Here is a 25384-nt window from a genome sequence, read left to right as displayed (position 1 = left end):
GGTTGCCGAGCCGGTCGTCACGACCACGACCGAGCCCGAGGCCGCCGTCGAGGCTGAGCCGGTGGCGGAGGTCGCGGTCGAGACCGAGGCCGCCGAGGAGGTTGCCGTCGAGCCGGTGGCCGAGGTGGCGGTCGAGGTTGAGGCGGTCGCTGAGGTTGTCGAGGCCGAGCCGGCCGTTGAGGCTGCGGCCGACGAGGTTGCCGAGCCGGTCGTCACGACCACGACCGAGCCCGAGGCCGCCGTCGAGGCTGAGCCGGTGGCGGAGGTCGCGGTCGAGACCGAGGCCGCCGACGAGGTCACCGAGGCCGTGGCCGGCGGGCGGCCGGAGAAGCCGGACTTCACGCCCGGGCGGCCGGTGACGGCGTACTCGGCGGAGGAGCTGCTCGCGATCGTGCGCTGGGTCGACGGCGACGGGGTCGAGCGGAGCGACGAGGAGCTGCTGCGGGCGGCGATGAAGGAGCTGGGCTTCGCCCGCCTCGGGCCGCGGATCAAGGAGGCGCTGGGCGCCGCCGTCACCGCCGCGCGCGGCTGACGAATCACGGGGAAGGCCCCGGGGCACGGTCACCGACCGTGCCCCGGGGCCTTTTCCGTGTCCACGCACCGATATTCGATTGCCGGACGTCCGGGGGCTGTTGAGACTCGGCGACGGTCGGACAAGCCGATCGACGCCAACCGAGCGGAGCCCGCCCGTGCCCTCCACGCCCGACGTCCTGCGCCCCCGCGCCCTCGCCCCGGGCGACCTCGTCGCCGTCGCGGCACCCTCAGGTCCGCTGGAGGCCGAGGCCGCGCCGCTGCTGGAACGCGGGGTCGCCACACTCACCGCCATGGGCTTCCGGGTGCGCCGCACACCGCTGACCGAGCCGGGACGGCGGCGCTGGTGGGCGGCGGCCGGGCCCGACGCGCAGGCCGAGGAGTTCAACCGGCTGCTGCGCGACCCCGAGGTCCGGGCGATCGTCGCGCACAGCGGCGGGCAGGCCACCGCCGGGTGGCTGGACCGGCTGGACGTCGACGCCGTCCGCGCCGACCCCAAGCCGGTCCTGGGGTGCAGCGACGTCTCGCTGCTCCTGCTCGCGCTGCACGCCCGCACCGGCCTGGCCGGCCTCCACGGCGACATGGCGACCTACGGACTCGGCGACTCCTGGCACACCGCCGCCGTGCCGACCGCCGGAACGCCCGCCGACACGCCCGCCGACACGCTGGCCGACCTCTACCGCCGTGCCCTGACCGACCCGGCGACGCCGCTCGGACCGCTGCCCGAGCTGCGGACATCCGGCGGCTGGGAGTGCTGGCGCCCGGGCCGGGCCGCCGGACCGCTGCTCGGCGGCCTGCTCAAGCGGCTGGTGCCGCTCCAGGCGACGCCCTACGCGCTGCCCGCCGAGCGCTTCGACGGGGCGGTGCTGTTCTGGGAGGACGTGGACCGGCCGCTGTCGGCGGTCTGGCAGGACCTCCACCTGCTCCGGCTGTCCGGCGTGCTCGACCGGATCGCCGCGATGGTCGTCGGCGTGCCGCACCGGCTCACGGCGGTCGGCTGCGCGGACGACGCCCCGGCGCCGTCGCTGCGCGAGGTCGTGCTCGACGTGCTCGGCGGCCGGCCGCTGCCGGTGCTCGGGCAGGTGGACCTCGGCCACGCCGGCCCCAACCTGCCCCTGCCGCTCGGCGTCCGCGCCACCGTCGACGCCACCGCCCGCGCCCTGAGCCTGGACGAACCGGCCGTCGGCCCGCGCTGAGCGAGGAAGCCGTGGGATGCCGCAGCCGGGCCCGGATACGGTGGCGGGCATGGCGACGGTCCTGCGGCATCCCCGGCCCGGCATCGCGTGGGACTGGTGGGCGGTGGACACCGAGGGCTTCCCCGTGCGGTTCAGCTGCGATCCGGCCCCCGAACACCTCTTGGCCCACGTGGACCGTGTCGACGCCGCGGCCGCCTGGGCGGAGGACAACTGTCCGGCCTGGTCCGGTCCCGGCCCCCGGCTGCCGCCGCACGCCTTCGACGGCAACGGCCGGGCGGGAACCTGCGCGCGGCACGGTCTCCCGGACGCACCGCTGCGGCCGTCCGACGCTCCGGCAGCCGTCGCGGCCGTGGCCGCCCCGGTCGAACCGAAGCGGTCCGTGGGAGACACCTGGACCATCCACCTCGACGAGGGATGGCTCCAGGCCGCCGAGTGAGACGGGCTAGACCGCCCGGGCCAGCTGCTCCGCCAGGACGGCCGGGGCCTCCGTCAGGGACGGCCCGTACCAGGTGAGGTGTCGGCCGCTCACCAGGGCCGCCGGGATGCCGGGGAAGGCCTCGGGGCCGTCGTCGGCGGTGAAGCGGTAGGGCTCGTCGGGCAGTACCACCAGCTCGGGGCGGGTGGCGAGCAGTTCGGGGAGGGGGACGGCGGGGTAGCGCTCGGGGCGGTCCGGGTCCTCGGCGTGCGGGAGGTGTAGGCCGAGGCGGTGCAGCAGGTCGCCGGCGAAGGTGTCGTGGCCGAGCACCATCCAGGGGCGGCGCCAGATCGGGACCACCGCCCGGCGGCCCGCTCCCGGCAGCGGGCGGACCTCGGCCAAGGAGGCCCAGGCCGCTTCGGCGGCGTCCAGCCACGGCGGCCGGGGCAGCCCGCAGCCGACGGTGAGCAGCCGGTCCAGTGAGTGGAGCGCCTGGTCGAGGGTGCGGATGTCGGTGACCCAGACCGGCAGGCCCGCCGCCCGCAGGGCGTCCAGGTCGGGGCGGCGGTTCTCCTCGTCGTTGGCGATCACGAGGTCCGGGGCGAGCGCCACGACCCGGGCCACGTCGGGGTTCTTGGTGCCGCCGATCCGGGGAACGTCCAGGTCGGCGGGGTGGCTGCACCAGTCGGTGACCCCGGCCAGCAGCCCGGCCGCGGACGCGGCGACCGCCTCGGTGAGCGAGGGCACCAGCGACACCACCCGCCGCACCGGCCCCGCCCCGAGCGGCACCACGAGCCCGAGGTCGTCGACCAGGGGCGCGGCACCGGGCACACCACCGGCAGCGTCACCGGGAGCGGGAAAGGGCATCATTCCCTCACCCTAGCCACCCGGCCGCGCATCGTTCGGGGCCCGGAGGGGCAAAATCCCGGGAACCGCCCGGGCGCAACGGCCGACTACCTGGTCCGGGTTCACAGGACGAACCCGAGCACAACCATTGACCAGGAGAGTTTCTGATGCGCCCTCGCGTCTTCTGCGGTATCGCGGCCGCCGTCGCCCTGTTCGCCACGGCATGCTCCAGCAGTGGTGACGGGAGCGCGGACGGCGCGGGGGGTGGTGGGAGCGCCCAGGCGGGGGCCGGCGGCGCGTTCCCGGTCAAGGTGGTCGACTGCGCGGGCAAGGAGACCACCGTCCGCCAGGCACCGAAGCGGATCGTCAGCACCGACGCGGCCGGGCTGGAGATGCTGCTGCAGCTCGGCGCCGGCGACCGGCTCATCGGCACCGGGTTCCCGCCCGGGAAGGGCGCCCTGCCGGCCGCCATCGCCGAGCAGGGCGCCAAGGTGCCGGTGCTGGGCGACACGCTGATCCCCAAGGAGAAGCTGCTCGGCTCCGGCGCCGACCTCTACGTGGACACCTTCGGGCCGATGCCTGGCATGGGGGCCGCGGGCGCCGGGCCGAGCGAGGAGGAGCTCAAGGCGGCCGGCATCCAGCACGTGCTGCTGCTCTCCACGGCCTGCGCCACCGGCCCCAAGGCCGCCCAGGGCCCGCGCACCGACCTCGCCGCCGTCGAGGAGGACGTCCGCCGCCTCGGCGCGGTCACCGGGACGGCCGCCAAGGCCGAGGAACTGGTCGGTGCGATGGAGCAGCAGATCACCGAGGTCAAGAACGCCACCGCGGGCGTACCGGAGGCGCAGCGTCCCGGGTACTTCCTCTTCGACTTCGACGCCGGTACAAAGCAACCGATGGCCGTCTGCGGCAAGCAGGTCGCCAACGCGGTGATCACCCTGGCCGGCGCGCGCAACGTGTTCGCCGACTGCGACGCCGACTTCCGGCCCGTCTCCTGGGAGGACGTGGTGGCGAAGAACCCGGACTGGATCCAGCTCGCGGTGCGCAACCGCGGCAGCGAGGAGGCGACCCGCAAGGCCTTCGACGAGGCCGAGGCGTTCCTCAAGGGATTCCCGGCCACCCAGGGCCTGAAGGCCGTCCAGGAGGGGCACTTCCTGCGGATCGGCTCCGAGGTCACCACCATCGCCGGGATCCGCACCGCCGACACCGTGCGCCGGATCGCCGCGACGGTCCACCCGACGCTCGTCAAGAACGGACAGTAGGCGATGGCCCGGGCCAGCACCGTCGACGAGGCGCCCGCCGCGCTCGGGGGCGCCGACGCCCCCGAGAGGCGCGTCCGCGCCCTGCGCGCCGGACCGCTCGCCGCCGTGCTCACCGCCGCCCTGGTCCTCGCGCTGACCGCCGCCGTCTCGCTCGGCGCGGTGGACATCCCGCCCGGCGAGGTGTGGGAGGTGGTCGGCCGCCGGCTCACCGGGCAGCACCCGGCGCCCGGCACCCGGGACCTCATCGTCTGGCAACTGCGGGTACCGCGCGCCCTGCTGGCGGCCGTGGTCGGGGCGGGCCTGGGCGTGGTCGGCACCGCCGTGCAGGCCCTGGTCCGCAATCCGCTCGCCGACCCGTACCTGCTCGGCATCTCCTCCGGGGCCTCGCTCGGCGCGGTCGGCGTGATCGTGCTCGGCACCGGCCTCGGCCTGGAGCTGACCATCGGCGGCATCGCCGGGATCACCGTCTCGGTGGCCGCCTTCCTCGGCGCGCTCGCCGCGTTCTCGCTGGTGTGGCTGCTGGCCCGGCGCGGCGGCGGGTTCTCCCCCTTACGCCTGGTGCTCGCCGGCATCGGCATCGGCCAGTTCCTCACCGGCCTCACCAGCTACCTCGTGCTGCAGACCGGCGACGAGCAGCAGACCCGCGGCGTGCTGTTCTGGCTGATGGGCAGCCTGAGCGGCGCCACCTGGGGCCAGCTCGCCGTCCCCGCCGTCTCCGTGGCCCTCGGGCTGGCCCTGCTCCAGGGCCGTGCCCGGGGGCTCAACGCCATGCTGATGGGCGACGAGACGGCGGCCGGCCTCGGCATCGACGTGACCCGGCTGCGCCGCGAGATCTTCGCCGTCACCAGCGTGCTCACCGGCGTGCTGGTCGCCGTCTCCGGGGCGATCGGCTTCGTCGGGCTGATGGTCCCGCACGTGTGCCGGCTGCTGGTCGGCGGCGACCACCGCCGGCTGCTGCCGCTGTCCGCCCTCACCGGCGCCGTGCTGCTGGTGGTCGTCGACCTGATCGCCCGCACCGCGCTGGACGGCCAGGAAGTGCCGATCGGCGTGGTCACCGCCCTGCTCGGCGCCCCCACCCTCCTCTACCTGCTGGACCGACGACTGGAGCGGAATTGAGGATCGCCGTCGAAGACGTGAGCGTCGCCCTGGCCGGGCGGACCGTGGTGGCCGGCGTCCACCTGGTCGCCAAGGAGGGCGAGATCGCCGGGCTGGTCGGTCCCAACGGCAGCGGCAAGTCCAGCCTGCTGCGCACCGTGTACCGGCACCTGCGGCCGAGCGCGGGCCGGGTGCTGCTGGCCGGGCGGGAGTTGTCCGAGCTGAGCCCGGCGCAGTCCGCCCGGCACATCGGGGCGCTGCCCCAGGAGCGCGGCGGGGACTTCGAGTTGACCGTCCGCGAGGTGGTCGCGATGGGCCGCACCCCGTACAAGCGGGCGTTCGCCAGGGACGACGCCGAGGACCACCGGCTGGTCGGTGAGGCGCTGGACCGGGTCGGGATGGCGCACGCGCCGGACCGCCGGTTCGCCCAGCTCTCCGGCGGGGAGCGTCAACGGGTCCTGCTGGCACGGGCGTTGGCGCAGCAGCCGGACGTCCTGGTGCTGGACGAGCCGACCAACCACCTGGACGTGCGGCACCAGGTGGAGCTGCTCGCCCTGCTGCGCGAACAGCGGCGCACCACGCTGGTCGCGCTGCACGACCTGAACGCGGCCGCCTCGGTGTGCGACCGGCTGCACGTGCTGCACCGCGGCGCGCTGGTCGCCTCGGGGGAGCCGCGCGAGGTGCTGACCGCCGAGCTGCTCGCCGAGGTGTTCGGTGTGCGGGCGGCGGTGATCGAGCACCCGCTCACGGGTGACCCGTTGATCGCGTTCGACCACCGCTCGCCGGCCGGCGCACCGGCCCCGGAGCTGCCGCAGTCCCCGGAGCTGCCGGAGCCCTCGGAGCTGCCGGAGCCGGCGCCTGCCGGTCCGGGCGCGTCACTGGCCGGGGCGGCGGCCGTCCGGGTGTCCTCGCAACACCCGGTCGCCGCCGCCCCGGCCTCGGTCGAGTGTCAGGAGGTCTCGTAGTGGCTCGGCCGGCCGTTGCGCTCGACGAGCCGGCCGACCTTGGCGGCCTCCTCGCTGCGCAGCAGCTCCCACTCGCCGTCCTGGCGGTGGAGCACCGAGGAGTGCCACGGCGTCATCCACATGTCGGTGTGCTCCAGCAGCCGGATGCCGAACTTCAGCACGCCGACCTTCTGCGGGTGGATGGAGAGCCGGAACGAGCGGGGGTGCTGCTCGGCGATGAGGTCGCCCCAGGCGCGGCTGCGCTGGATGACGCCGTAGGCGCGCTGGCGGCAGTCGCGCTGCAGGGCGGACTTGGTGCCGGTCCAGCCGGAGGTGTCCTCGGTGAGGAAGCGGGTGATGCCGCGATAGAGCTTGGCGGTCTCCTCGTCGGTCAGCACCTGCTCGCGCAGCTCCTCCTTGGTGGGCGCGTACTTGGCGTGCACCCGGGCGCGCTTCTCGTCGAAGGGCAGGTCGCCGAGGACGGCGCGCAGGTCGAAGGTGTCGAGGTTGGTCAGGCCCTCGCGCTCGATCAGCGCGGCCAGCTCGTCGGAGTACTGGTCGATGTGGTCGTCGGGGACATGGATGAGGTCGCCGAAGATGTGGCCGTCGGAGCAGATCAGGATCTTGGCACCGGGCTCGTAGAGCTTGCCGATCTCCTCGGCGAGCCGGTTGAGGAAGGTGAGGGAGAGCCGCTCGCCCTCGTCGGGCAGGTGGCCGAGCACCTTGGCGAGGTTGGGGGACTTGCAGGGGAACCCGGGCAGGGTGAACAGGATCGGGTCACCGGCCGTGATGAAGTCCGCCAACTGCTCCATCTGGAGCGGGAAGTCGGCGGGCGTCGCGTCGACCTCGGGGTCCGAGGCGCGGCGGTGCGGGAGCAGCAGGTCGAGGATCTCGGCGGAGATCCGGGCGACGGTCTGCTGGTCGGGGGCGGTGTAACCGGTGCTGGTGTGCGCGATGGTGTGCGTGGTGGTCACGGTGCCCTCGTTGCTGTCAGCCTGAGGGGTGCTGGAGTTGTCGGTGACGGTGCCGGCGCGCGGCATGGTGGTCCTCCACGGAACGGTGAACGGGCTTCGGGCAGGCGGAGCCACGCCCCGGCGGTGGACGCCGGGACGCTGTGGTGGATGCAGGGAGAGGCGTGGTCGGCCTTTCGCAGGCGCTCAGATCCGCCGGTCGTAGGCGACCGGGAGGCTGTTCACCCCGCGGGCCAGGACGGCGGGTACCCAGGCGAGCGCGTCGATGCGCTCGTCGTCGGCGGCGGACGGGCGCAGCCCGGGCAGCCGGGTGAGCAGGGTGGCGATGGCGATCTGCAGCTCGGCCCGGGCCAGGGCGGCGCCGGGGCAGAAGTGGATGCCGTGACCGAAGGCCAGGTGGGCGTTGGGGGAGCGGTCGAAGTCCAGGACGTCGGTGTCCGGGAACTGCTCCTCGTCGCGGTTGGCGGCGCCGAGCGAGACGATCACCGAGTCGCCGGCCGGGACGGTGGTCCCGTGCAGGTCGCTGTCCTCGGCGAAGAAGCGCCAGGTGGTGAGCTCGAACGCGCCGTCGTAGCGCAGCAGTTCCTCGATCGCCCGGGTGAGCAGGCCCGGCTCGGCGGTGGGTGCGTCGGGGTCGAGGGCGGTGCGCAGCCGGTCGAGCTGCTCCGGGTGGCGCAGCAGGGTGATCAGCATGGTGGTGATCTGGTTGGTGACCGGCTCCTGGCCGGCGACCAGCAGCTGGAACACCATGGAGTCGAGCTCCTCGGGGCTCAGCACGCCGGTGTCGCAGGCGGTGACGAGCCGGCCGAGCAGGTCCACGTCGGGCCCGCTGGGATCGTAGGTGGCACGCTTGTGCGCGACCACCTCGGCGATGTAGGTCTGCAGACCGCGCAGCCGGCCCTCGTACGCCGGTCGGCCCGGGTCCTGCGGGCCGACCGGTTGCACCACCTTGCCCCAGTCGCGGTCGAACCTGACGGCCAGCTCCTGGGGGAGGCCGATCACCTCGGCCAGCACCCGGAAGGGGTAGTGGGCCGCGAAGCCGGCCACCAGGTCGCTGCCGCCGGCCGGGGCGGTCGGCGGCAGCTCGTCGACCAGCGCGTCGGCGAGCTCCTGGATGCGCGGGCGCAGCGACTCCACCCGGCGCGGTGAGAAGGCGTCCAGGACGAGCTTGCGCATCGTGGTGTGCTTCGGCGGGTCCTGGTGCAGCAGGTGCACCTGGAGCTGGGAGTGCTGCGGCTCGGGCATGATCGAGGCGAGCCGGCGCCAGCCTTCGTTGCCGAGCTCGTGGTTCTTGCCGAGCCGGGGGTCGTTGAGCGCCTCGTGCGCGGCCTTGTAGCCGGTGACCAGCCAGGCGCCGACGCCGCTCGGGAAGGTCACCCGGTGGACGGGGCCCGCCGCCCGCATCCGCCGGTACAGCGGGTAGGGGTCGCTCTTGTACTCCTGGCCGAACAGCGGTACGGGGTCGGGGAGTTCGTCGTAGCCGAACGGGCAGCGGGGCCCGTCGGGCGTCTCGCCCGCCGCGGTCGGGTCGTGGACGGTGTCGGTCATTGCGGTTGTTCCTCCGGTATGGATCTGCCGTGTGCAGTCGGGTGAGTGACGGTGCATCACGTCCGGCTGCTGATCGTCCGGTCGGTCTCGGCGGTGCTCTCGGTGCTTGCGGTGCTCAGGGAGCCGTCGGAGGGCCCGGGGCCTTTGGCGCCCTTGGTGGGGCTGGTGCTGTTGTTGCGGTTGGTGCTTTTGGTGCGGTGGTGCAGGGTCAGCAGGGCCACGGCGGTCGCCGCGGCGACCGTGGCGAGGGTGAGACCGGCCCGCACGCCGGCGATCTCGGTGGTGCCGTACAGGGTGGCGGCGGTGCCCAGCGCGGGGCCGAGCGCGAAGCCGAGGCTGCGGGACAGCTGGACGGCCGAGCCGGCGGTGGCGAGCTGGTCCGGCGGGGCCGAGGTCATCACCAGGGCCTGGACCGGGCCGCCGTTGAGGCCCATGCCGACGCCCGCCACGGCGAGCCGCCAGGCGATGTCGGGCGAGGTCCAGTCGGTGTCCACCGGGATGAGCAGCAGCATGCCGAGGGCGGTCACGGCGGCGCCGGTGAGCGCCGTCGGGCGGGCGCCCCAGCGGTCCGCGAGCCGCCCGCCGAAGCGGCCGGCCACCACCATGCCGAGCGGGAACGCCAGCATGGTGAGCGCCGTGGTGGTGGCGCTCACCCCGTCCTCCCGGCGCAGGTACTGGGCGAGCAGGAAGTGGTTGGCGGCGAAGCCGGCGGCGAGGGCCAGCACCGAGCCGTTCACGGGGGCGGTGCCGGAGGCGCGCATGACGCTGGCGACCGGGCGCCCGCCGGGGCGGCGCAGCCAGAACAGCACCAGCGGCACGGAGGGCAGCGCGAGCAGCAGCCAGAGCGGCGCGTCGGGCGCGAGGGTGAGGCCGAGCAGCACGGCGGCGACGGCCGAGCCGATCAGCGCGGCGTCGGCGAGCGAGCCACGGTCGGGCATGCGCAGTCGGCCGCCGCCGCGCGGGGCGTCGCGGCGGGCGATCAGCCAGGCGGCCAGGCAGATCGGCAGCTTGACCAGGAAGATCGCCCGCCAGCCGACGTGGTCCAGCAGCAGGCCGCCGATCACCGGGCCGAGGACGGCGCCCAGCGGGCCCAGGGTGGCGGGCACGCTCATCGCCCGTCCGCGCAGTTCCGGGCGGACGGCGGTGGCGGCGAGGACCGGCATGAGGACGAACAGCACGGCGCCGAAGGCGCCCTGGGCGAGGCGGGCGGCGATCAGCCAGCTCGCCCAGGGGGCGGCGGCGGCCAGCGCGCTGCAGAGCGCGAAGCAGGCGACGGACAGCAACAGGGCGGCGCGCAGGCCGACTTGGTCCAGCCACCGCCCGGCGGGCAGCAGGAGGGCGACCAGGGGGAGCTGGTAGCCGAGCACGGCCCACTGGGCGGTGGTGGGGGAGACGTCGAGGGCGTTCGCGATGTCCGTGAGCGCGAGGTTCACGACGTTCATGTCGAGCATCGCGACGAAGGAGATCAGGCCGGCGGCGAAGACCAGGCTCCACCGGTCCACCGCCGCCCCGGCCGGCCTGTCACCCGGTGTGCTGGTGGCGGGCGACTGCTGCGTTGCCATGGGTCATCCTCCGTTCCCCCGTGCCGTCCGGACACCACCTCGGCGGCGGCGTCCGGTACAGCAGTCGGAGGCACCTCGGCGCGAGTTCCGAACAGGTGGGGGATTTTTACGGGTTGGCCGGATCATGACGGCGTTGGCCGATCTTGAGCCCGGGGGCCCGCCGGAGGACTCCGGAGCGGATCAGGTCGCGAGGTGGAAGCCGGCGCCGACCCCGCCGACCGTGTTCATCTCGTCGATGATGCTCAGGATCGGCGAACTGTGCTGGGCGCCGAACGCGTTGCCGACCAGCGTCTGGCCGTCCACGACGGGGGAGCCGGAGTCGCCGGAGTTGGTGAAGACGAGGTGGGTGAACCAGATTCCGTTGGTGCCGAGCTTGATGCCGCAGGTGAGGCCGGTCCGGTGGCCCTGCTTGCACATCCGGGTCCCGTTGGCGGGCGGCGCCCCGATCGACGTGATGGTCACCGAGCCCACGGTGTCGGTGGGGGCGACCCGGCTCTCGTCCAGCTTGATCACCGCGTAGTCCAGGCCCTTGGGCCCGGTGCTGAGCAGGTTGTTGGGCGTACTGACGTACGTCACCGTGCCGATGGCCCCCGTCTCCAGGTCGGGGCGGCTGGCGTTGACGTCGGCCGGGGCGAGGGCCGTCCCCGCCGGCGAGGTGTCCCGGTAGATCTGTTCGCCGACGAGCTTGTTGCCCTGCGCGTCGATGAGGCAGTGAGCGTTGGTCAGGCCCACCAGGTTGCCCGCCGCGTCGCGGCCGACCGCGGTGAGGGTACAGAGGTACCAGCTCGTGGGGGCCTCCGGCGTCGGCTTCAGCCGGAAGATGATCCCCGTGCCGCCCCCGACGGGCGTGAGCGCCCGCGTGCCCGCGGCGGGGGCCTGAGCGGGGTCCTGAGCGGGGACGGCGCCCGCGGACGGAGCCGCGGTGAGGGACATGACCGCGAGGAGGACGGTCAGGCCGAGGGCGCGTAACGGACGCATCATGTGATCGCTTCCTTTGTGGGAACGGGCGGTTGACCGCAGGAGGGCCACGGACCCGGTCGACCGCCACGGCGACGAGAACTGTTCGAGTCTCCATCACTCGGATGCCGGGAACACCGGCGAAAACAGGTCGGTCCCCGAGGGGCGTCAGGTCGGGAGCTACCGGAGGCTGGCTGCACAGGGGTCTCCGACCATGACGGGGACCGCCGGGCCCGGCGCCGCCCGGCCGCCGACGCGTTCGTCCGACAAATTCGCTACCCGGCGGTCGGAGCGCCGTGGTACACAACCGGCGTGCAAAAAATCTTGGAGTTCCCCGAGGTCCTGCGGCTGATCGAAGACCGCTCGGCCGCGTTCCGCGCCGCGATCGCGTCCGCCCCCGACCTTGACGTCCAGGTCCCGAGCTGTCCGGACTGGACGCTGCGCGAACTGGCGCAGCACCTCGGCGACGGCCGCCGCCGCCAGGCCGCCATCGTCGCGGCGGGCCCGGGCGCCGAGCCCCCGGCGAGGACGGACCCGAAGGGCGCGCCGACCGCGCCCCGCGACCGCGAAGCCCTGGACGCCTGGCTCGCCGAGTCGACCGGGCTCATGCTCGACGCGCTGCGCGAGGCCGGCCCGGACCGCGGCTGCTGGACCTGGTGGGGCCGCTCGCAGGCCCCGGAGACCAGCGGAGCCGTGGCCCGGCACCAGATCCAGGAGATCGCCGTCCACACCTACGACGTCCAGCTCACCCAGGGCGCCGCGCAGCCGCTGCCGACGGACGTCGCGGTCGAGGGCGTCGACGAGTTCCTGACGACCGTCTCGGCGACGTCCGTCCCGTGGCCGTTCAAGCCGGCGACCATCGACCTGCACGCGACCGAGGGCCGCTCCTGGCGCCTGACCCTCAACGCCGACGGCGTCCGCTGCGACGACCTCGCCGCCGACGCGGAGCCGGGCGACATGGTGATGCGAGGCGCGGCGGGCGAACTGGTCCTCTACTTCTACGCGCGCACCCCGCTCGACGGCCTGGAGACCTCCGGCGACACCGAGCCGATGGAGCGGCTCGCGGACTGGGACCCGAACGCGTAGAGCGCGCACGTGTGACGCATCCGTCGGTGGTGCGCGCGCTCCCGCGGGCGTCACTGGGGCCGGGGTTGCGGACGTCGCGCGGCGGGTGCGGATGGCTGGGAGCGGCCTCGTGGATCAAGCGGCGAGTCGGTGGCGGTCGAAGTCGCCGTTGGCGAGCGGGGCGCGGAGTCTTGGGTCGGCTTCGGCGCCGGCCGGTGACCATCGGGCTCCGGTGATGTCCAGGGGGTCGCCGATCGGGTGGCGGCAGGCGCCCGCGCACGAGGCCCGTGGCGATCGGCCGTCCTGCGGCCACGGTGGTGTCGCGGCCCGGGCGGCCGTTCTTGTTCCTGAGGCAGCCGACGGTCGCGGGGATCTTCCTGCGGTTTTCGGCGCCCCTGTGTCGGTCGGCGGCGGCGGACCTGCCGCGCGGTGGGCGACCCGCACGGAACTCCCTCTCGACTGACAGCTGACGGATAACAGCTGACAGATGACAGATTCTGAAATCTGTCATCCGTCAGCTGTCAGTCGGCCGGTGTCCTGGGGTGCTGTCGCGGGCCGCCGGTCCGTCGGCCCGCCGCCGGGTCAGCCGACGGCCGCCAGTTCGGCGGGCGGGACCGGGACCGGGTCGCCGGCCTCGGCCGCCCGCAGCCGGGCTATCAGTTCCTCGCGCGCCCGGGCCACCCGGGAGCGGACGGTGCCGACCGGGCAGCCGGCCACCTCGGCGGCCTCGGCGTAACTCAGTCCGACGACCTGGGTGAGCACGAAGGCCTCGCGCCGCTGGGCGGGCACCCGGTCCAGCAGGTCGCCGAGCGCCACGCCGTCCTCGAAGCCCGCGGTGGGCACGGTGCCCTGCCGCTCGGCGGCCTCCTGCCAGTCCGGCAGAGCGGCGCAGCGCGGCCGGGCGGCGGCGGTGCGGTAGCGGTCGATGACGGTCCGCCGGGCGATGGACAGCAGCCAGGTGCGGGCGGAGGACCGCCCGGCGAACCCGGGAAGGCTGCGCAGGGCCCGCAGGAAGGTCTCCTGGGCGAGGTCGTCGGCGGACTGCACATCGGTGAGGTGGGCGACGAACCGCCACACGTCCCGCTGGGTGGCCCGGACGAAGGCCTCGACGTCGGCGGGCCGGCCCTCGCGGGCGGCCAGGGCGAGCGCGGTCAGCTGCTCGTCATCCACGACGGCCCCCCACCCGCTCGCTACCACCTCGGAGGTGGTACGGGACGATGGTCATATGAGATGCGCGCAACTCCGTACCGCTCTGTCCGCCCGCCTCGACGGCGAACCGGCCGGTGTGCCGGGCCACCGGCTGGACGGTCATGTCGCGCGGTGCGCGGCCTGCCGGGAGTGGCTGGAGCGGGCGGAGCGGCTGCGCGGCCCGCTGCTCGCGGAGGGAGCCGAGGAGCCGTCGGCGGACTGGACCGCCAGGCTCCTCGCGCGCCTCGGCGCGGAAGAGCGTGGCACGGAAGAGCGTGGCGCGGGTCAGGCCGGCGCGGAGGGACCCGGCGCGGTCGGTGAGGGTGGAGCCGGAGGAGGCCGTCCCGGGCAGGGGGACGACGGGCGGACGCGGTAGGACGGTGGCGCCGGGCGTGGCCGGTGCGCCGTCGAAGTCAGGCATGAAGAGGTCCTGAGAGGAAGACGGGGTGCGGTGCCGCTGCGGGCGGCACCGCCGGCGTCGGTGGGCGGTCGCGCGACCCCGGCTCGGCCCCGGCCGGCGGAGCGGCGGGTACGGGTCGGCGCGCGCGGGCCCGGACCCCGGCGACGGCAGCGGACTCCGCCGGTACCCGGCACCCCGGCCCCGGCGCACCGGCCGGCCGTGGCGTCCCACGGCCGACCCGGCGGCAGGCGCGAGGCGGCGGTGGAGCACGGTCGGTCGGCGGACACCGGGGGGACGGGCGGCGGTACCCGGCGGCGCGGCTGCGGCGCGGGGCGACCTGCCCACCGCGCGGCGGACACCGGTGGTGTCCGGGAACGGCGGCGGGCGCGTCAGTGGGCGAACGCGGCCGGGGGAGGCCCGCGGCGGGCCAGGGCGTGCGAGAGCAGTACCGACCGCGGCAGCCGGGCCCGGTGGCCGACGGGTCTGGGGCCGTCCGGCGGCCGGTAGCCGGCCGGGCGGCCGAACAGCACGAGCAGCGGCGTCAGCAGCGCGCCCGCCAGCACCGCGCCCAGCGCGCCGAGCAGTTCGAACAGCCGCACCAGCGCCGTCTCGCCGCGCCAGAGCAGCAGCGCGCAGGCCAGCGCGGCGAGCACATGGGCGGCGATCATGCCGGTCGACATGCCGTGCGCGGCCATGTCGTGGCCGCCCATGCCGCCCGTACCGCTCATGCCGTTCATCCCGTGCCCGGCCATCCCGGACGCGGAAGCGGCCGTCGAGCCCGAGCCCGGCACCGGCGCGCCCGCGGCGGAGGAGAGATCCGGGGTGGCCGCCGCCGCGCCGTGCGCGTGGGCGTGCACGGGGAGGGTGGCCGCCATGCCGGACGGCGGGACGTCCGGGTCCAGACCGGCCATCAGCGCCAGGTCGTCCGAGGACAGCCCGGGCGGCGTCGCCTCCGGATTGCACAGCAGCAGCGAGGCCCAGTCCGTCCGCGGCGTGCCGGTGAGGCCGCCGCCGAACAGCGAGCCCGCCTGTTCGAAGGTCAGGTGCAGCGCCGTCTGCGCGGCCACCATCCAGCAGCTGATCACCGTGAGCCCCCGCCGCCGGCCGGCCAGCAGCCAGGTGACGCCGAGGGTGAGACCGAACGCGCCCGCCAGGACCGGGGCCGAGACCCCGGAACCGGCCATGGCGACGTGCGCCGTGGCGGCCAGCGCCACGCAGAGCGCGGCGAAGACCACGGCGCGCAGCGAGCGGATCCGGTCGGTCATCACGATGACACTCATCGTCGCACCCGCCCCCGAAGACCTGTACCGCACCCTCCGGTATTGGCCGGTTCCGCCCCCGTCCGCGCATGTCGGTCGCCTCCGGGGCGGCCCGTCCGGGCAAGCCGTTCGGGCGCCCCCGCCGCCCGGGACGGGTGGGGGCGGTGATGAGAGAGGTGACGGTGGGGTGGCCGGATCCCGACGGTGAGTGAGGCCGCCTGGGCGGAGCGTGCCGGATCGGTCCCGGAAGATGCGCTCTTCATACCGTCATATCGGTTTGACACCTCCGTACTGATGCGTACTGAATGTGACGCCCCTGGATGTGACGTCGCGCACACGGGCACCGACGGCGACAGACGACAGGAGACCCGGCATGGACACCACCGCACCCGAGGCCGCCCCCGGCGAGGCCCCCGCCACCCCGGCGCCCACCACCCCGGCGCCCGCCGCCGACCTCGCCGATCCGGCGTTCTGGCGGCTGCCCGACCGGGCCCGCGCCGCCGCCTTCGCCGAACTGCGCCGCCTGCCCGCCCCGGCCCGCTTCGGTGAGGCCCCGGGCTTCCACGCCCTCGTCCGGCACGCCGACGTCGTCGAGGCCAGCCGCAACCCCGCCGTCTTCCTCAGCGGACCCGGCGTCACCACCCCCGAACCCGCCCGTTGGGTCCGCCTGCTGTTCGGCGACTCGATGGTGAACCTGGACGACCCCCGGCACGCCCAGCTGCGCCGCATCGTCTCCCGCGCCTTCACCCCGCGCCTCGTCTCCCGGGTCGAGGACGACATCCGCCTGGTCGCCGCCGACCTGGTCGACCGGGTGGAACGCGAGCGACCCGCCGACTTCGTCAACGCGGTGGCCGCCGAGCTCCCCTTCCGGGTGATCTGCAACATGATGGGCATCCCGGAGGAGCCCCGGCGCGCCATCCTCCACCAGGTCGACCACGCCTCCGAGCACACCGGCGTCCAGCGCCCGCTGCGCCAGCGGCTGCGGATGCCCGGCCGCGGCCTGCGCGCCCTGGCCCGGATGCAGGGCATGGTGGCCGACCTCGGACGCGAACGCCGCCGCCGGCCCACCGACGACCTGATCTCCGCGCTGGTCACCGCCGACGTCGACGGCCGCCGCCTCACCGGCCGCGAACTCGGCGCCTTCTTCTCCCTGCTGCTCGTCGCCGGCGTCGAGACCACCCGCAACGCCCTCGCGCACGGCCTCCACCTGCTCACCGCGCACCCCGAGCAGCGCGCGCTGCTCCTCGGCGACCTCGACGGGAACCTCGGCGGCGCGGTCGACGAGATCGTCCGGCACTCCACGCCGATCATCCAGTTCCGCCGCACCCTGGCCGTCGACCACCGGCTCGGCGGCCCCGACGGCCCGCTGCTGCGGGCGGGCGAGAAGGCGGTGCTCTACTACGGCTCCGCCAACCGCGACGAGACGGTCTTCCCCGACCCCGAGGCCTTCGACATCACCCGCAGCCCCAACCCCCACCTCGGCTTCGGCGGCGGCGGGCCGCACTACTGCCTCGGCGCGCACCTCGCCCGCCAGGAGATGAAGGTGCTCTACCGCGAGCTGTTCACCCGGCTCCCCGAGACCCGCTCGGTCGGCGAGCCGGAGTTCGTCCCGTCCAGCTTCGACCACCGGATCCGCTCGCTCCGCTTCACCTTCTGAACACACGTTCTGAACGCCTCTCCCGAGCGCCCCCTCCGAACGCCTCTCCCGAACGCCTCTCCCGAACGCCTCTCCCGAGCGCCCTGCGGGCCTCACACCGGCCCGGCCGGCTCCCAGACCGCGTGGTCGTGTGCGAACAGCACCCGGCGCGGGCCGAACGCCGTCAGCCGGTCCAGCCAGGCCGGGTACCCGGGCAGCGGCGCGCCGACCGCGCCCTCCCGGGCCGCCCGCCGCGCCAGCACCGCCGCGCCGTACCCGGACGCGGTGTCGAACGCCTGCCCCGCCAGCACCGTGCAGCCGTCAGGACCGGCCACCACCAGCGACTGGTGCCCGGCGGTGTGCCCGGGCGTCGGCACCACCCGCACACCCGGCCACACCTCCGCCTCCCCGTCCAGCTCCCGGTAGCGGACGCCCGCGAAGTCCACCAGCGCGTCGATCGTGTACCCGCCCGCCGCGGCCGCCGCCCGCTCCGCCGCCTGCGTCCACACCGGCACCCCGGCCAGCAGCGGATTGCCGCCGCAGTGGTCGAAGTGCAGATGGCAGTTGACGACCACGTCGACGTCGCCCGGTGCCACCCCCGCCGCCGCCAGCGCCGCCGTCAGCGGACGCCGCACCGGGCGGTAGTGCGCGTCCGCCTCCGGATCGCCCTCGCCGAGGCCGGTGTCGAACAGCAGCAGCCCCTCCGGCCGGCGCACCAGGTACGCCAGCACCGCCTCCACCCGGGGCTCCGGAGTGCCCGCCTCCTCGGCGGGGCGGACGAAGTAGCCGAGGTCGAGGCGCCGGATCCCGGGCGCCGGGACGGGACGGGGCGGGGCCATGCCGGTCCTCCTGAGGGTCGCGGTGGCGGACGTCACTGCGCCTACCCACCACGCGGAGCACAATGCCGACATGACCGACCGTTCGCTCCCCGCACCGCCCGGCCCCGGCATCCCGCCGCCCACCGCCGACGGCCCCACCGCCGACGCCTGGCACGCCCTCGGCGGGCCCTCCGCCCTGCTGGAGCGGGTCTCCTTCCACGGCCCCGACGCGGTGCTGCCCTCCCGGCTGCCGGTGCGGCGGCTGGCCCGGGCCACCGTCGCCGCCTGCTCCCTGGCCGCCGCCGAACTCGCCGCGCTGCGCTGCGCCGGCCCCGTCCCGCGGGTGCGGATCGACCAGGGCGCCGTCGCCACGGCCTTCGTCAGCGAACGCCACCTGCGGATCGACGGCCGCGCCCCGGTCTCCTTCGCCCCGCTCTCCGGCTTCTGGCCGACCGCCGACGGCTGGCTGCGCACCCACGCCAACTACCCCCACCACCGCGACCGGCTGCTCACCGCCCTCGGCCTGCCCGACGACTCCGGGCCCGAGCGGCTCGCCGCCGTCCTGCGCGAACGGCCGGCCGCCGCCGTCCAGGAGCGCGCGTACGCGGCGGGGGCGCTCGCCGTCGCGGTCGCGCCCGTCCGGGACACCCGGCTGCCGCTGGTCGAGGCCCGCGTCCTCGACGAGGCCGCGCCCCGGCCGCTCGCCCCCGCCGACCTGCCCGCCGCCGGGATCCGCGTGCTCGACCTCACCCGGGTGATCGCCGGCCCCGTCGCCACCCGCACCCTCGCCCTGCTCGGCGCCGACGTGCTGCGCGTCGACTCGCCGCGCCTGCCCGAGGCCGACGACGCCCACGCCGACACCGGCTTCGGCAAGCGCTCCGCGCGCCTCGACCTCGCCCGGAGCACCGACCGGGCCGCCTTCGAGGACCTGCTCGCCACCGCCGACGCCGTCGTCACCGCCTACCGCCCCGGCGCGCTGGACGCGTACGGCCTGGCCCCCGAGGCCCTGCTCGCCCGCCGGCCGGGCCTGATCGCCGTCCAGCTGAACGCCTGGGGCTGGACCGGCCCCTGGGCCGACCGGCGCGGCTTCGACAGCCTGGTCCAGGCGGGCGTCGGCATCGCCGCGACCGAGGCCGGCGGCGACGGCCGCCCCGGCGCCCTGCCCGCCCAGGCCCTCGACCACGGCACCGGCTACCTGATCGCGGCCGGCGTGCTGCGCGCCCTCACCGAGCAGCGCACCGGCCGCCCCGGCGGGCGCCACCTGCGCTACTCCCTGGCCGGCACCGCCTCCTGGCTGCTGCACGGCATCGCCCCCACCGCCGACCCGCACGTCCTGCCCAGCGACGAGCCCTACGACCCCGCCCGGTGGCTCACCGAGACCGACACGCCGTACGGGCGGCTGCGGCACGCGCTGCCGCCCGTCGGGTACGCGGGCGCCCCGGCCGACTGGGCGCGGCCGCCGGGGCGCTGGGGCACGGACGAGCCGCTCTGGCGCTGAGCGCCCCCGATCCCCTCGGGGCCTCAGACTCCCGAGGGGATCCGCTTCGCCGTGCTGCGCACCTGGAAGGCCGTGACGATCTCGATCAGCCCCAGGATCACCAGCCAGCAGCCGGCCAGCACGGTCAGCGCGGTGATCGAACCGGCCGGCCAGACCATCAGCAGCACACCGGCCAGCGTGTTCGCCACACCGGCGAACGCCTGCCAGCCGCGGGCCGGCATGGTCTCGTCGGAGATGGCGGCGGCGAGCTGCGTGATGCCCCGGAACAGCCAGCCGATGCCGATCCAGATCGCCAGCAGGAGCACCGACTGCGCCGCGCTGCGGAAGCACAGCAGGCCGAGCAGCACGCAGATCGCGCCGCTGACGAACGCCAGCACCCGCATCGCGGTGGTGGCGTGCGTGCCGAACGCGGCGACCAGCTGCACGACGCCGATGACCAGCAGGTAGACGCCGAACAGCACGCCGACCACCAGCAGCGTCTCCTCCGGCCAGGCGAACACGACGATCCCGAGGCCGAGCGAGACGAGTCCGGCGACCAGCAGGACCTGCCAGGCGGCCTTGGCGAGCAGCCCGAGCGGGCCCCGGACCGGGGTGCCGTCGGGGGTGATGATCGGGGAGACCACGGTGGCGTCCTCCAGGGAGTCGGGGCGGCGGGCGTTCCTCACGATGGACGCGCCCGCCCCGGGCCGCCCGCCGGATACACCCGTTCGGGCGACCACCCGGGTTCCCCGGGTTTCCCGGGCATCCCGCCCCCGGGTTTCCCCCGGGACGGTTTCCCCGCAGGACGCCTGCACGTCATGTACGGATCACCCGGCGCCCATAGGATCCACCGATATGACTTCTGAAGGGTGGGGGACCCCTCCGGTCGAGCCGATCAGCCAGCACTACATCGTCTGCGGCGGCAACGCGCTCGCCCACCGCCTGGCCCACGAACTCGTCGAGCACTACGACGTCCCGGTCGTCGTCCTCGTCCCGGACCGCCTCCGCGACCACGCGCCCCGGATCGAACAACTGGCGGGCGTCGCCGCCGTCGTCGAGTACGGCAGCGTCACCGTGGAGGCCCTGCGCGCCGCCCGGGTGGAGACCGACCGCGGGATCGCCTTCGTCGACGGCAACGACCAGGAGAACATCCACGCCGCGCTCTTCGCCCAGGGCCACAACCCCGGCATCCGCATCGTCCTGCGGATGTTCAACCAGCGGCTCGGTGCCAACATCGAACGCCTGCTCAGGAACGGCACCGCGCTGTCCGGCTCCGCCACCGCCGCGCCCGCCTTCGCGGACGCCGCGCTGTCGCGCCCCAACTCCGTCCAGGTCGGCGACCGCTTCCTGCACATCGCCTACGACGACGACATCCAGTCCGACCGGCTGTGCGTCGTCGCCGACCGGATCGACCGCCAGGACCTCGGCCGGATCCGGCTGCTGCCCGAGCAGGAGGGCGACTCCGCCTCCTTCGTCCGGCTGGCCAGCGAGTTCGGCGACGACGGGCCGATCCGCTCCGGCGCCGAGGCCCGCCGCGCCGCCGGGACGGCGGGGCCGGGCGGGGCGGCGGGGGCAGCCGGGCCGGACGGCGACGGCGAGCCCGGCGCGCGGGGCGGCGGCCTCGACGCCCCGGCAGCCCTCGGGCATCCTCGCCGACACCGGTACCACCGTGCTCACCACGGCGGCGATCAGCGGCACCCTGCTGATCCTCGGCGGCGCCACCGTCGCCCTCACCCGCCGCCGTCGCCACCACGGCTGACGACACCAACGTGACCGGTGGGGTGGTCGCGGCATCCCGCCGCGACCGCCCCACCGGCGTCCGACGAGAAGACCGGTGCCGGGCCGGGACATCGACCTGGCTAGAGTTGTCGCCATGGACGATCGCTCCGAATGCGGATCCGGGTCCGTTTCGCCGGCGCTGTTCGGCATCGGCGGCGCGTGGCGGCCTGTCACCACCGGCGAGTCGGGCGCCTTCGTCTACCGCAGTGCCGACGCCGGCAGGTTCGCCAAGTGCGTACCCGCCGACGGCGCGGCCGACCTGACGGCCGAGCGAGATCGGATCGTCTGGCTGGACGGCCAGGGCGTACCCGGTCCGCGCGTGCTCGACTGGTCCGACGGCGAGGCGGGCGCCTGCCTGGTCACCAGTGCCGTCCGTGGCACACCCGCCGATCAGGTGTCGCCCGAGGACCTGCGCGGCGCCTGGAACCGCATCGCGGACGCGGTCCTCCGACTGCACGAAGTCCCCGTTCGGACATGCCCGTTCCGCCGGAACCTGGACGCCATGGTGGCCCGGGCGCGGGACGTGGTGGCCCGTGACGCGGTGAACCCGGAGTTCCTCCCCGACGAGCAGCAGCACACGCCGCCCACGCAACTGCTGGCCGACGTCACCCGGGAGGTCCCCCGACGGCTGCACCAGGAGGCCGCCGACACGGTCGTCTGCCACGGGGACCTCTGCCTGCCCAACATCGTGCTCGATCCACGGACCCTGGACGTGTCCGGCTTCGTCGACCTGGGCCGCCTCGGGCAGGCCGACCGCTACGCCGACCTGGCGCTGCTCCTGGCCAACGCCCGGGAGACCTGGGCGGACGAGGTTCAAGCACGGGCGGCGGACGCGGCGTTCGCCGACAGGTACGGCATCGCCCTGGACCACGACCGCCTGAGCTTCTACCTCCGTCTGGACCCGCTCACCTGGGGCTGACCCGGCCGTGCCCGCCAGCGCTCGTGCCCCCGGCGGGAGTCGCGGCTACCTGTCGACGGCGTCGGTCACCCGCTTCCAGCCGTCCAGGTCCGCGGTGCGTGCCTCCAGCGCGGTGCGCATGCCCGTGGCGCCGGCGGTGCCGAGGGCCAGGCGCAGCGGAGGGTTCGGGCTGTCGACGGCGGTCCGGATGCCTTCGGCGATCCGCGCCGCGGAGGAGAACGCGGATGCCGGCAGCTCTCCGATGCCCTTCTGGACCTCGCGGACGGTCCGGTCATAGTCGGCCAGGCCGTCCGCGACTTCGAGGTTGGCCAGGAAGGGGGTCGCCGTCATCCCGGGCTGGATGATCGTGACCTTGATGCCGAGCGGCGCGACCTCGGCCACCAGCGCGTCCGACAGGCCCTCGACCGCGTGCTTGGTCGCGGCCAGCAGCCCCACGCCGGGATGGGCGGACTGCCCGTAGACGGACGAGCCCTGGAGGACGTGCCCGGATCGCTGGGCGCGGAGCACCGGCAACGTCGCGCGGAGCACGTTGAGGACTCCGAAGACGTTGGTGTCGAACACGGCGCGGACCTGCGCGTCGGAGGCCTCCTCGACGGCTCCGAACAGTCCGTAGCCGGCGATGTTGGCCACCACGTCGATGCGGCCGAACCGTGCGAGCGAGCGCTCGACCGCCTCCCGGACGGCCTGCTCGTCGCGGACGTCCGCCCGGACGGTCAGCAGGCGCTCGCCGTGTTCTTCGGCCAGATCGTGCAGGGGGGCGGTGTCGCGGGCGAGCGCCGCGACGGCCTCGCCGCTCCGGAGCGCCTGGAGCGTCAGTTCGCGGCCGATGCCGGACGTCGCGCCGGTGATCAGCCAGGTACGGGGGTGGGTCTGCTGGTTGGATGTTCCGTTCATGTTGCGACCGTAGTGAGTTAGAGCGCAACGGGTCAAGGCTGGTAGCGCTTCTGGTTGCCTGTTAGGCGGATTAGTGCCTCGTCCCACTGCTGTAGGGTGAGGGCATGAGCAGTGCGGCAGCCGGATCCCCCAGACTCAGCCCGCGCACCGTGACGCCGGCGGTGGAGACCGTGCTCGCGTTCGTGAACACGCGCGAGGACGGGGCCGGTCGGCGGGAGCTGTTCGGGGACGGCGACTCGTTCGCGGCCTGGCTGGCGGAGCGCGACGAGTTCGGCAGGCCCGGTGAATCCGGCGAGTCCGGCGAGTCCGGCGGCGAGGCCCTGGCGACCGACGCCGATGCCGCGGCCGCGCGCGAGTTGCGCGACGCCCTGGTGACCGTGCTGCTCGCGCACGCGGGCGACGAGGAGGCCCTGGGTGAGCCGCTGCAGCGCGCCGAGCGGCACCTGCGGCGCGCGGGTTCGCTCTACCCGCTGGCGACGGTGGTCACGGCCGGTGGTGTCGAACTGGCCTCGCCGCAGGCGGGGGTGGAGCGGGTGTTCGGAACCGTGCTGGCCGCGGTGACGACCTTCGCCCGGAGCGGCGACTGGGGGCGGATCAAGGCGTGCCGGAACCCCCCGTGCCATTTCGGCTTCTTCGACCGCACCCGCAACGGGGGAGGGCTGTACTGCAGTCCCGGCTGCGGCTCCCAGGTGTCCATGCGCAACTACCGCCGGCGACAGCGCCAGGAGGCCCGGACACCGCCCCAGGTGTGAGGACGGCAGGAGGCACCGTTGCGGGACTTCATCGCCGGAGAGCCCTGCGCCGACGCGGTGATCCCCTTCGGCGCCCCCATCGGCCTGCCCCGGTTCGTACACCACCTCCGCGGGCACCACGCCTCGAAGGAAGCTCCGGGCGACTGGGACTTCGACGCGTACACCGACGCGCGTGACCTCCGCGAGAGCGTCGTACTGTTCCGCAGCCGGCGCGAGGTCTGGTTCCAGGTCAACCGCGGCCCCGTGGTGGCCGGCCGGTCCCGGCTGCTTCCCCGGACCCGCGGCCGACTGGTGACCGGCCGCCTGCACGGCAACCGGTTCGGGAGGAACACCCAACTGCACGCGGGAACCGTGATGTTCCCCGACCGCCTCACCGCTGTCGACGGCACCTCGGCCGAGGCCAGGGCGTACCGCCGCTACGTGGCCGGGCTGCGCGACCCCCTTCCCTCGCGGACGGCCCGGCCGTCCCGCGCCGAACTCTTCGGGCCCACGGCTTGACCTGCGGCGATCAGCGACACCCCGCAGCGCCGTGCTGTGCGGGCAACAGGCCTCCCTCGAAGGAGAGTTGGCGGCCGGGATGCCCCTGCCCCGAGGCGCGGGGCGGGGGCACTTCGGTGTCCGGTTGTGTGGCTGTCGGGGGCTTTCGAGTCACGCGGGGAGCACTCCGCCCCGTCGATCGCCCACAGCGGGCCGCTCCTTCGGATTAGGCGGGGGTCTTCCTGATGTCGGCGTGGACCACCTTGAAGCCACCCTTGATCACGGTCGTGAACGGCGCCGGGGCCATGCAGGTTCCGGTCCGCGGCATCACGAGTTCCCCGTTCTGGTCGACGTTCTGGGGGTCGACGTTCACCACGCCCCAGGAGAAGCCCAGGCGGTCCGGCTCGCCCTTCTCGCCCTGCTGGACGCTGACGCCGAGCCGGGTGCCGATCTCCTCCACGTTCGACTTCGTCACGACGGCGGTCAGTGTCGCCGTCCTGCCACTGGTGACCAGGCAGTCCACCTCGGCGCGCGCCCATCCCGTGGTTCCGTCGGGAGAAGTGTGGGAGAACTCCAGGGTGCCCCAGGCGTCCGTGGACAGCCCGCGGGGGGCGTTGGGGGGCAACGGCCGGGTGAACGGCTTCTGTTCGGCGTGGACGGTGAAGCGGATGTCGTGGTCGGGCGACTCGATGTAGAAGATGCCTGCTGATCCGTGAACACTCGCGGTCTTCGCCGGCTGCTTGTCCGCGGATGCCGGCGGGGTTGTGGGGGCGGGCCCGGCGGCGGCCGTTGCGGCCAGGAGGGCGACGACGACCGAAGCGCCCGTGGCGATCTTGAGCATGGGGAACTCCCTTGTGTTGTCGATGATTTGTCAGTGCTGCGGAGCGGATGCCTAGAGTCTCGTCCCTGGCGGCCCGGTGAATCATGTGCCGATCGGCAGGGAAATGCGCCCGCTCTCCGGCCCGCATGTGCCGTTCGGCATACGGCTGTGCCGTATCGCACACCCGCCCGTCGACCGGCGGGGCGGGGCGGGAACGGGGTCGGAGCCGGGTCCGATCGGTGTCCCGGTGCTCAGCCGGCAGTGCTCCGGGCCGAGCGGATCAGCAGCAGCGCGGGGACCGGGCCGAGCAGAAGCGGCGTGGGCTGCAGGATCACCGACCCCGTCAGGCACCACACGGCGAGGCCCCAGCCGACGGACCGCGGCACCGCGACGCCCTGGAGGGCGAGCCGGTCTTCACCACGATCTACCTCCAGCACCACAGCCCGGACGGACTCGCCGCACGACTGGGCCGGCTCATCGCCGCCGCGCTGATCTCCGAGCCGGCTCCCCGCCGGCCCCGAGGGGGCGGCGGGAAGCGGATGCGGTGTGGTGGTCGTGGTGGCCGGTCACGACCAC

General features: G+C 74.7%; 26 protein-coding genes. 14 read left to right on the top strand and 12 right to left on the bottom strand.

Features of this window, described 5'->3' with window-relative positions; all coding sequences use genetic code 11:
- The 3 genes from ABT093_RS06685 to ABT093_RS06675 all read left to right on the top strand — a co-directional run.
- A partial coding sequence (locus ABT093_RS06685) for a hypothetical protein (RefSeq protein WP_350561084.1) occupies positions 1-532 on the top strand: 532 nt, incomplete at its 5' end.
- Between the two features lie 157 nt (positions 533-689).
- On the top strand, positions 690-1727 hold the full coding sequence (locus ABT093_RS06680) for a S66 peptidase family protein (protein WP_350561082.1): 1038 nt from the start codon (positions 690-692) through the stop codon (positions 1725-1727).
- A 49-nt stretch (positions 1728-1776) separates the two neighbouring features.
- Positions 1777-2163, top strand: a complete 387-nt coding sequence (locus ABT093_RS06675) for a hypothetical protein (protein ID WP_350561080.1) — start codon at positions 1777-1779, stop codon at positions 2161-2163.
- 6 nt (positions 2164-2169) lie between these two features.
- On the opposite strand, the gene ABT093_RS06670 is transcribed toward ABT093_RS06675, so the two are convergent.
- Entirely contained in the window at positions 2170-3012 is an 843-nt protein-coding gene (locus tag ABT093_RS06670; protein ID WP_350561078.1) for a helical backbone metal receptor, read from the bottom strand.
- 143 nt (positions 3013-3155) lie between these two features.
- Between ABT093_RS06670 and ABT093_RS06665 the strand changes: the two genes are divergently transcribed.
- From ABT093_RS06665 to ABT093_RS06655, 3 genes are read left to right on the top strand one after another with little or no spacing between them, the layout of a single operon-like run.
- Complete coding sequence (locus ABT093_RS06665) at positions 3156-4247, top strand: ABC transporter substrate-binding protein (RefSeq protein ID WP_350561076.1); 1092 nt, start codon at positions 3156-3158, stop codon at positions 4245-4247.
- Positions 4248-4250: 3 nt separating this feature from the next.
- On the top strand, positions 4251-5363 hold the full coding sequence (locus ABT093_RS06660) for a FecCD family ABC transporter permease (RefSeq protein WP_350561074.1): 1113 nt from the start codon (positions 4251-4253) through the stop codon (positions 5361-5363).
- Between the two features lie 17 nt (positions 5364-5380).
- Positions 5381-6307, top strand: coding sequence for an ABC transporter ATP-binding protein (locus tag ABT093_RS06655; protein ID WP_502884138.1), 927 nt, complete (start codon positions 5381-5383; stop codon positions 6305-6307).
- Here the strand turns inward: ABT093_RS06655 and ABT093_RS06650 are convergent.
- The 4 genes from ABT093_RS06650 to ABT093_RS06635 all read right to left on the bottom strand — a co-directional run bounded on the left by ABT093_RS06650 (position 6292) and on the right by ABT093_RS06635 (position 11348).
- The gene (locus tag ABT093_RS06650; protein WP_350561070.1) at positions 6292-7326 is read right to left on the bottom strand and encodes an L-tyrosine/L-tryptophan isonitrile synthase family protein; all 1035 of its coding nucleotides are present in this window, start codon (positions 7324-7326) and stop codon (positions 6292-6294) included. The two genes, ABT093_RS06655 and ABT093_RS06650, sit on opposite strands and share 16 nt — an antisense overlap.
- A 117-nt stretch (positions 7327-7443) precedes the next feature.
- Positions 7444-8805, bottom strand: coding sequence for a cytochrome P450 family protein (locus ABT093_RS06645; protein WP_350561068.1), 1362 nt, complete (start codon positions 8803-8805; stop codon positions 7444-7446).
- A gap of 56 nt (positions 8806-8861) precedes the next feature.
- Positions 8862-10367, bottom strand: coding sequence for an MFS transporter (locus ABT093_RS06640; RefSeq protein ID WP_350561066.1), 1506 nt, complete (start codon positions 10365-10367; stop codon positions 8862-8864).
- Between the two features lie 180 nt (positions 10368-10547).
- A complete protein-coding gene (locus ABT093_RS06635; RefSeq protein ID WP_350561064.1) occupies positions 10548-11348 on the bottom strand; it encodes a trypsin-like peptidase domain-containing protein in 801 nt (266 codons plus the stop codon).
- Between the two features lie 288 nt (positions 11349-11636).
- Between ABT093_RS06635 and ABT093_RS06630 the strand changes: the two genes are divergently transcribed.
- Positions 11637-12410, top strand: a complete 774-nt coding sequence (locus tag ABT093_RS06630) for a maleylpyruvate isomerase family mycothiol-dependent enzyme (RefSeq protein ID WP_350561062.1) — start codon at positions 11637-11639, stop codon at positions 12408-12410.
- Between the two features lie 561 nt (positions 12411-12971).
- Here ABT093_RS06630 and ABT093_RS06620 read toward each other — a convergent pair.
- Positions 12972-13559 carry a sigma-70 family RNA polymerase sigma factor gene (locus tag ABT093_RS06620; RefSeq protein WP_350561060.1) on the bottom strand — a complete coding sequence of 196 codons (588 nt, stop codon included), beginning with the start codon at positions 13557-13559 and terminating at the stop codon, positions 12972-12974.
- Between the two features lie 55 nt (positions 13560-13614).
- Here ABT093_RS06620 and ABT093_RS06615 point away from each other — a divergent pair, with 55 nt between their 5' ends.
- Entirely contained in the window at positions 13615-13953 is a 339-nt protein-coding gene (locus ABT093_RS06615) for a zf-HC2 domain-containing protein (protein ID WP_350561058.1), read from the top strand.
- A 413-nt stretch (positions 13954-14366) separates the two neighbouring features.
- Here the strand turns inward: ABT093_RS06615 and ABT093_RS06610 are convergent, their stop codons facing one another.
- Positions 14367-15257, bottom strand: coding sequence for a hypothetical protein (locus ABT093_RS06610; protein ID WP_350561056.1), 891 nt, complete (start codon positions 15255-15257; stop codon positions 14367-14369).
- Positions 15258-15609: 352 nt separating this feature from the next.
- Between ABT093_RS06610 and ABT093_RS06605 the strand changes: the two genes are divergently transcribed.
- The gene (locus ABT093_RS06605) at positions 15610-16893 is read left to right on the top strand and encodes a cytochrome P450 (RefSeq protein WP_350561054.1); all 1284 of its coding nucleotides are present in this window, start codon (positions 15610-15612) and stop codon (positions 16891-16893) included.
- 92 nt (positions 16894-16985) lie between these two features.
- On the opposite strand, the gene ABT093_RS06600 is transcribed toward ABT093_RS06605, so the two are convergent.
- Entirely contained in the window at positions 16986-17711 is a 726-nt protein-coding gene (locus ABT093_RS06600; protein WP_350561052.1) for an MBL fold metallo-hydrolase, read from the bottom strand.
- A 70-nt stretch (positions 17712-17781) separates the two neighbouring features.
- Between ABT093_RS06600 and ABT093_RS06595 the strand changes: the two genes are divergently transcribed.
- On the top strand, positions 17782-19188 hold the full coding sequence (locus ABT093_RS06595) for a CoA transferase (RefSeq protein ID WP_350561050.1): 1407 nt from the start codon (positions 17782-17784) through the stop codon (positions 19186-19188).
- A gap of 23 nt (positions 19189-19211) precedes the next feature.
- Here the strand turns inward: ABT093_RS06595 and ABT093_RS06590 are convergent, their stop codons facing one another.
- Entirely contained in the window at positions 19212-19853 is a 642-nt protein-coding gene (locus ABT093_RS06590) for an HdeD family acid-resistance protein (protein ID WP_350561048.1), read from the bottom strand.
- 169 nt (positions 19854-20022) lie between these two features.
- Between ABT093_RS06590 and ABT093_RS06585 the strand changes: the two genes are divergently transcribed.
- Positions 20023-20940, top strand: a complete 918-nt coding sequence (locus tag ABT093_RS06585) for an NAD-binding protein (protein WP_350561046.1) — start codon at positions 20023-20025, stop codon at positions 20938-20940.
- Positions 20941-21040: 100 nt separating this feature from the next.
- A complete protein-coding gene (locus ABT093_RS06580) occupies positions 21041-21865 on the top strand; it encodes an APH(3'') family aminoglycoside O-phosphotransferase (protein ID WP_350561044.1) in 825 nt (274 codons plus the stop codon).
- A gap of 45 nt (positions 21866-21910) precedes the next feature.
- Here the strand turns inward: ABT093_RS06580 and ABT093_RS06575 are convergent, their stop codons facing one another.
- A complete protein-coding gene (locus ABT093_RS06575; RefSeq protein WP_350561042.1) occupies positions 21911-22759 on the bottom strand; it encodes an SDR family NAD(P)-dependent oxidoreductase in 849 nt (282 codons plus the stop codon).
- Positions 22760-22863: 104 nt separating this feature from the next.
- Here ABT093_RS06575 and ABT093_RS06570 point away from each other — a divergent pair, with 104 nt between their 5' ends.
- Positions 22864-23511 (top strand): CGNR zinc finger domain-containing protein, encoded by a 648-nt coding sequence (locus ABT093_RS06570; RefSeq protein ID WP_350561040.1) that lies wholly within the window; start codon positions 22864-22866, stop codon positions 23509-23511.
- Between the two features lie 18 nt (positions 23512-23529).
- Positions 23530-24009 carry a hypothetical protein gene (locus ABT093_RS06565; RefSeq protein WP_350561038.1) on the top strand — a complete coding sequence of 160 codons (480 nt, stop codon included), beginning with the start codon at positions 23530-23532 and terminating at the stop codon, positions 24007-24009.
- A gap of 205 nt (positions 24010-24214) precedes the next feature.
- On the opposite strand, the gene ABT093_RS06560 is transcribed toward ABT093_RS06565, so the two are convergent.
- Positions 24215-24829, bottom strand: a complete 615-nt coding sequence (locus ABT093_RS06560; protein WP_350561036.1) for a hypothetical protein — start codon at positions 24827-24829, stop codon at positions 24215-24217.
- Between the two features lie 230 nt (positions 24830-25059).
- Positions 25060-25248 carry a hypothetical protein gene (locus tag ABT093_RS06555; protein ID WP_350561034.1) on the bottom strand — a complete coding sequence of 63 codons (189 nt, stop codon included), beginning with the start codon at positions 25246-25248 and terminating at the stop codon, positions 25060-25062.
- Positions 25249-25384: the final 136 nt, after the last annotated feature.

This window comes from Kitasatospora sp. NPDC002551 (assembly GCF_040296005.1).
Taxonomy (GTDB): domain Bacteria; phylum Actinomycetota; class Actinomycetes; order Streptomycetales; family Streptomycetaceae; genus Kitasatospora.
Note: the sequence above shows the minus strand (reverse complement) of the source record. Positions and strands in the feature narration are given on the sequence as shown.

Coding starts and splice junctions, on each gene's coding strand:
- ABT093_RS06675 (WP_350561080.1), top strand. CDS start 1,777: ATGGCGACGGTCCTGCGGCATCCCCGGCCCGGCATCGCGTGGGACTGG.
- ABT093_RS06670 (WP_350561078.1), bottom strand. CDS start 3,012: ATGATGCCCTTTCCCGCTCCCGGTGACGCTGCCGGTGGTGTGCCCGGT.
- ABT093_RS06665 (WP_350561076.1), top strand. CDS start 3,156: ATGCGCCCTCGCGTCTTCTGCGGTATCGCGGCCGCCGTCGCCCTGTTC.
- ABT093_RS06660 (WP_350561074.1), top strand. CDS start 4,251: ATGGCCCGGGCCAGCACCGTCGACGAGGCGCCCGCCGCGCTCGGGGGC.
- ABT093_RS06650 (WP_350561070.1), bottom strand. CDS start 7,326: ATGCCGCGCGCCGGCACCGTCACCGACAACTCCAGCACCCCTCAGGCT.
- ABT093_RS06645 (WP_350561068.1), bottom strand. CDS start 8,805: ATGACCGACACCGTCCACGACCCGACCGCGGCGGGCGAGACGCCCGAC.
- ABT093_RS06640 (WP_350561066.1), bottom strand. CDS start 10,367: ATGGCAACGCAGCAGTCGCCCGCCACCAGCACACCGGGTGACAGGCCG.
- ABT093_RS06635 (WP_350561064.1), bottom strand. CDS start 11,348: ATGATGCGTCCGTTACGCGCCCTCGGCCTGACCGTCCTCCTCGCGGTC.
- ABT093_RS06615 (WP_350561058.1), top strand. CDS start 13,615: ATGAGATGCGCGCAACTCCGTACCGCTCTGTCCGCCCGCCTCGACGGC.
- ABT093_RS06610 (WP_350561056.1), bottom strand. CDS start 15,257: ATGAGTGTCATCGTGATGACCGACCGGATCCGCTCGCTGCGCGCCGTG.
- ABT093_RS06605 (WP_350561054.1), top strand. CDS start 15,610: ATGGACACCACCGCACCCGAGGCCGCCCCCGGCGAGGCCCCCGCCACC.
- ABT093_RS06600 (WP_350561052.1), bottom strand. CDS start 17,711: ATGGCCCCGCCCCGTCCCGTCCCGGCGCCCGGGATCCGGCGCCTCGAC.
- ABT093_RS06595 (WP_350561050.1), top strand. CDS start 17,782: ATGACCGACCGTTCGCTCCCCGCACCGCCCGGCCCCGGCATCCCGCCG.
- ABT093_RS06585 (WP_350561046.1), top strand. CDS start 20,023: ATGACTTCTGAAGGGTGGGGGACCCCTCCGGTCGAGCCGATCAGCCAG.
- ABT093_RS06580 (WP_350561044.1), top strand. CDS start 21,041: ATGGACGATCGCTCCGAATGCGGATCCGGGTCCGTTTCGCCGGCGCTG.
- ABT093_RS06575 (WP_350561042.1), bottom strand. CDS start 22,759: ATGAACGGAACATCCAACCAGCAGACCCACCCCCGTACCTGGCTGATC.
- ABT093_RS06570 (WP_350561040.1), top strand. CDS start 22,864: ATGAGCAGTGCGGCAGCCGGATCCCCCAGACTCAGCCCGCGCACCGTG.
- ABT093_RS06560 (WP_350561036.1), bottom strand. CDS start 24,829: ATGCTCAAGATCGCCACGGGCGCTTCGGTCGTCGTCGCCCTCCTGGCC.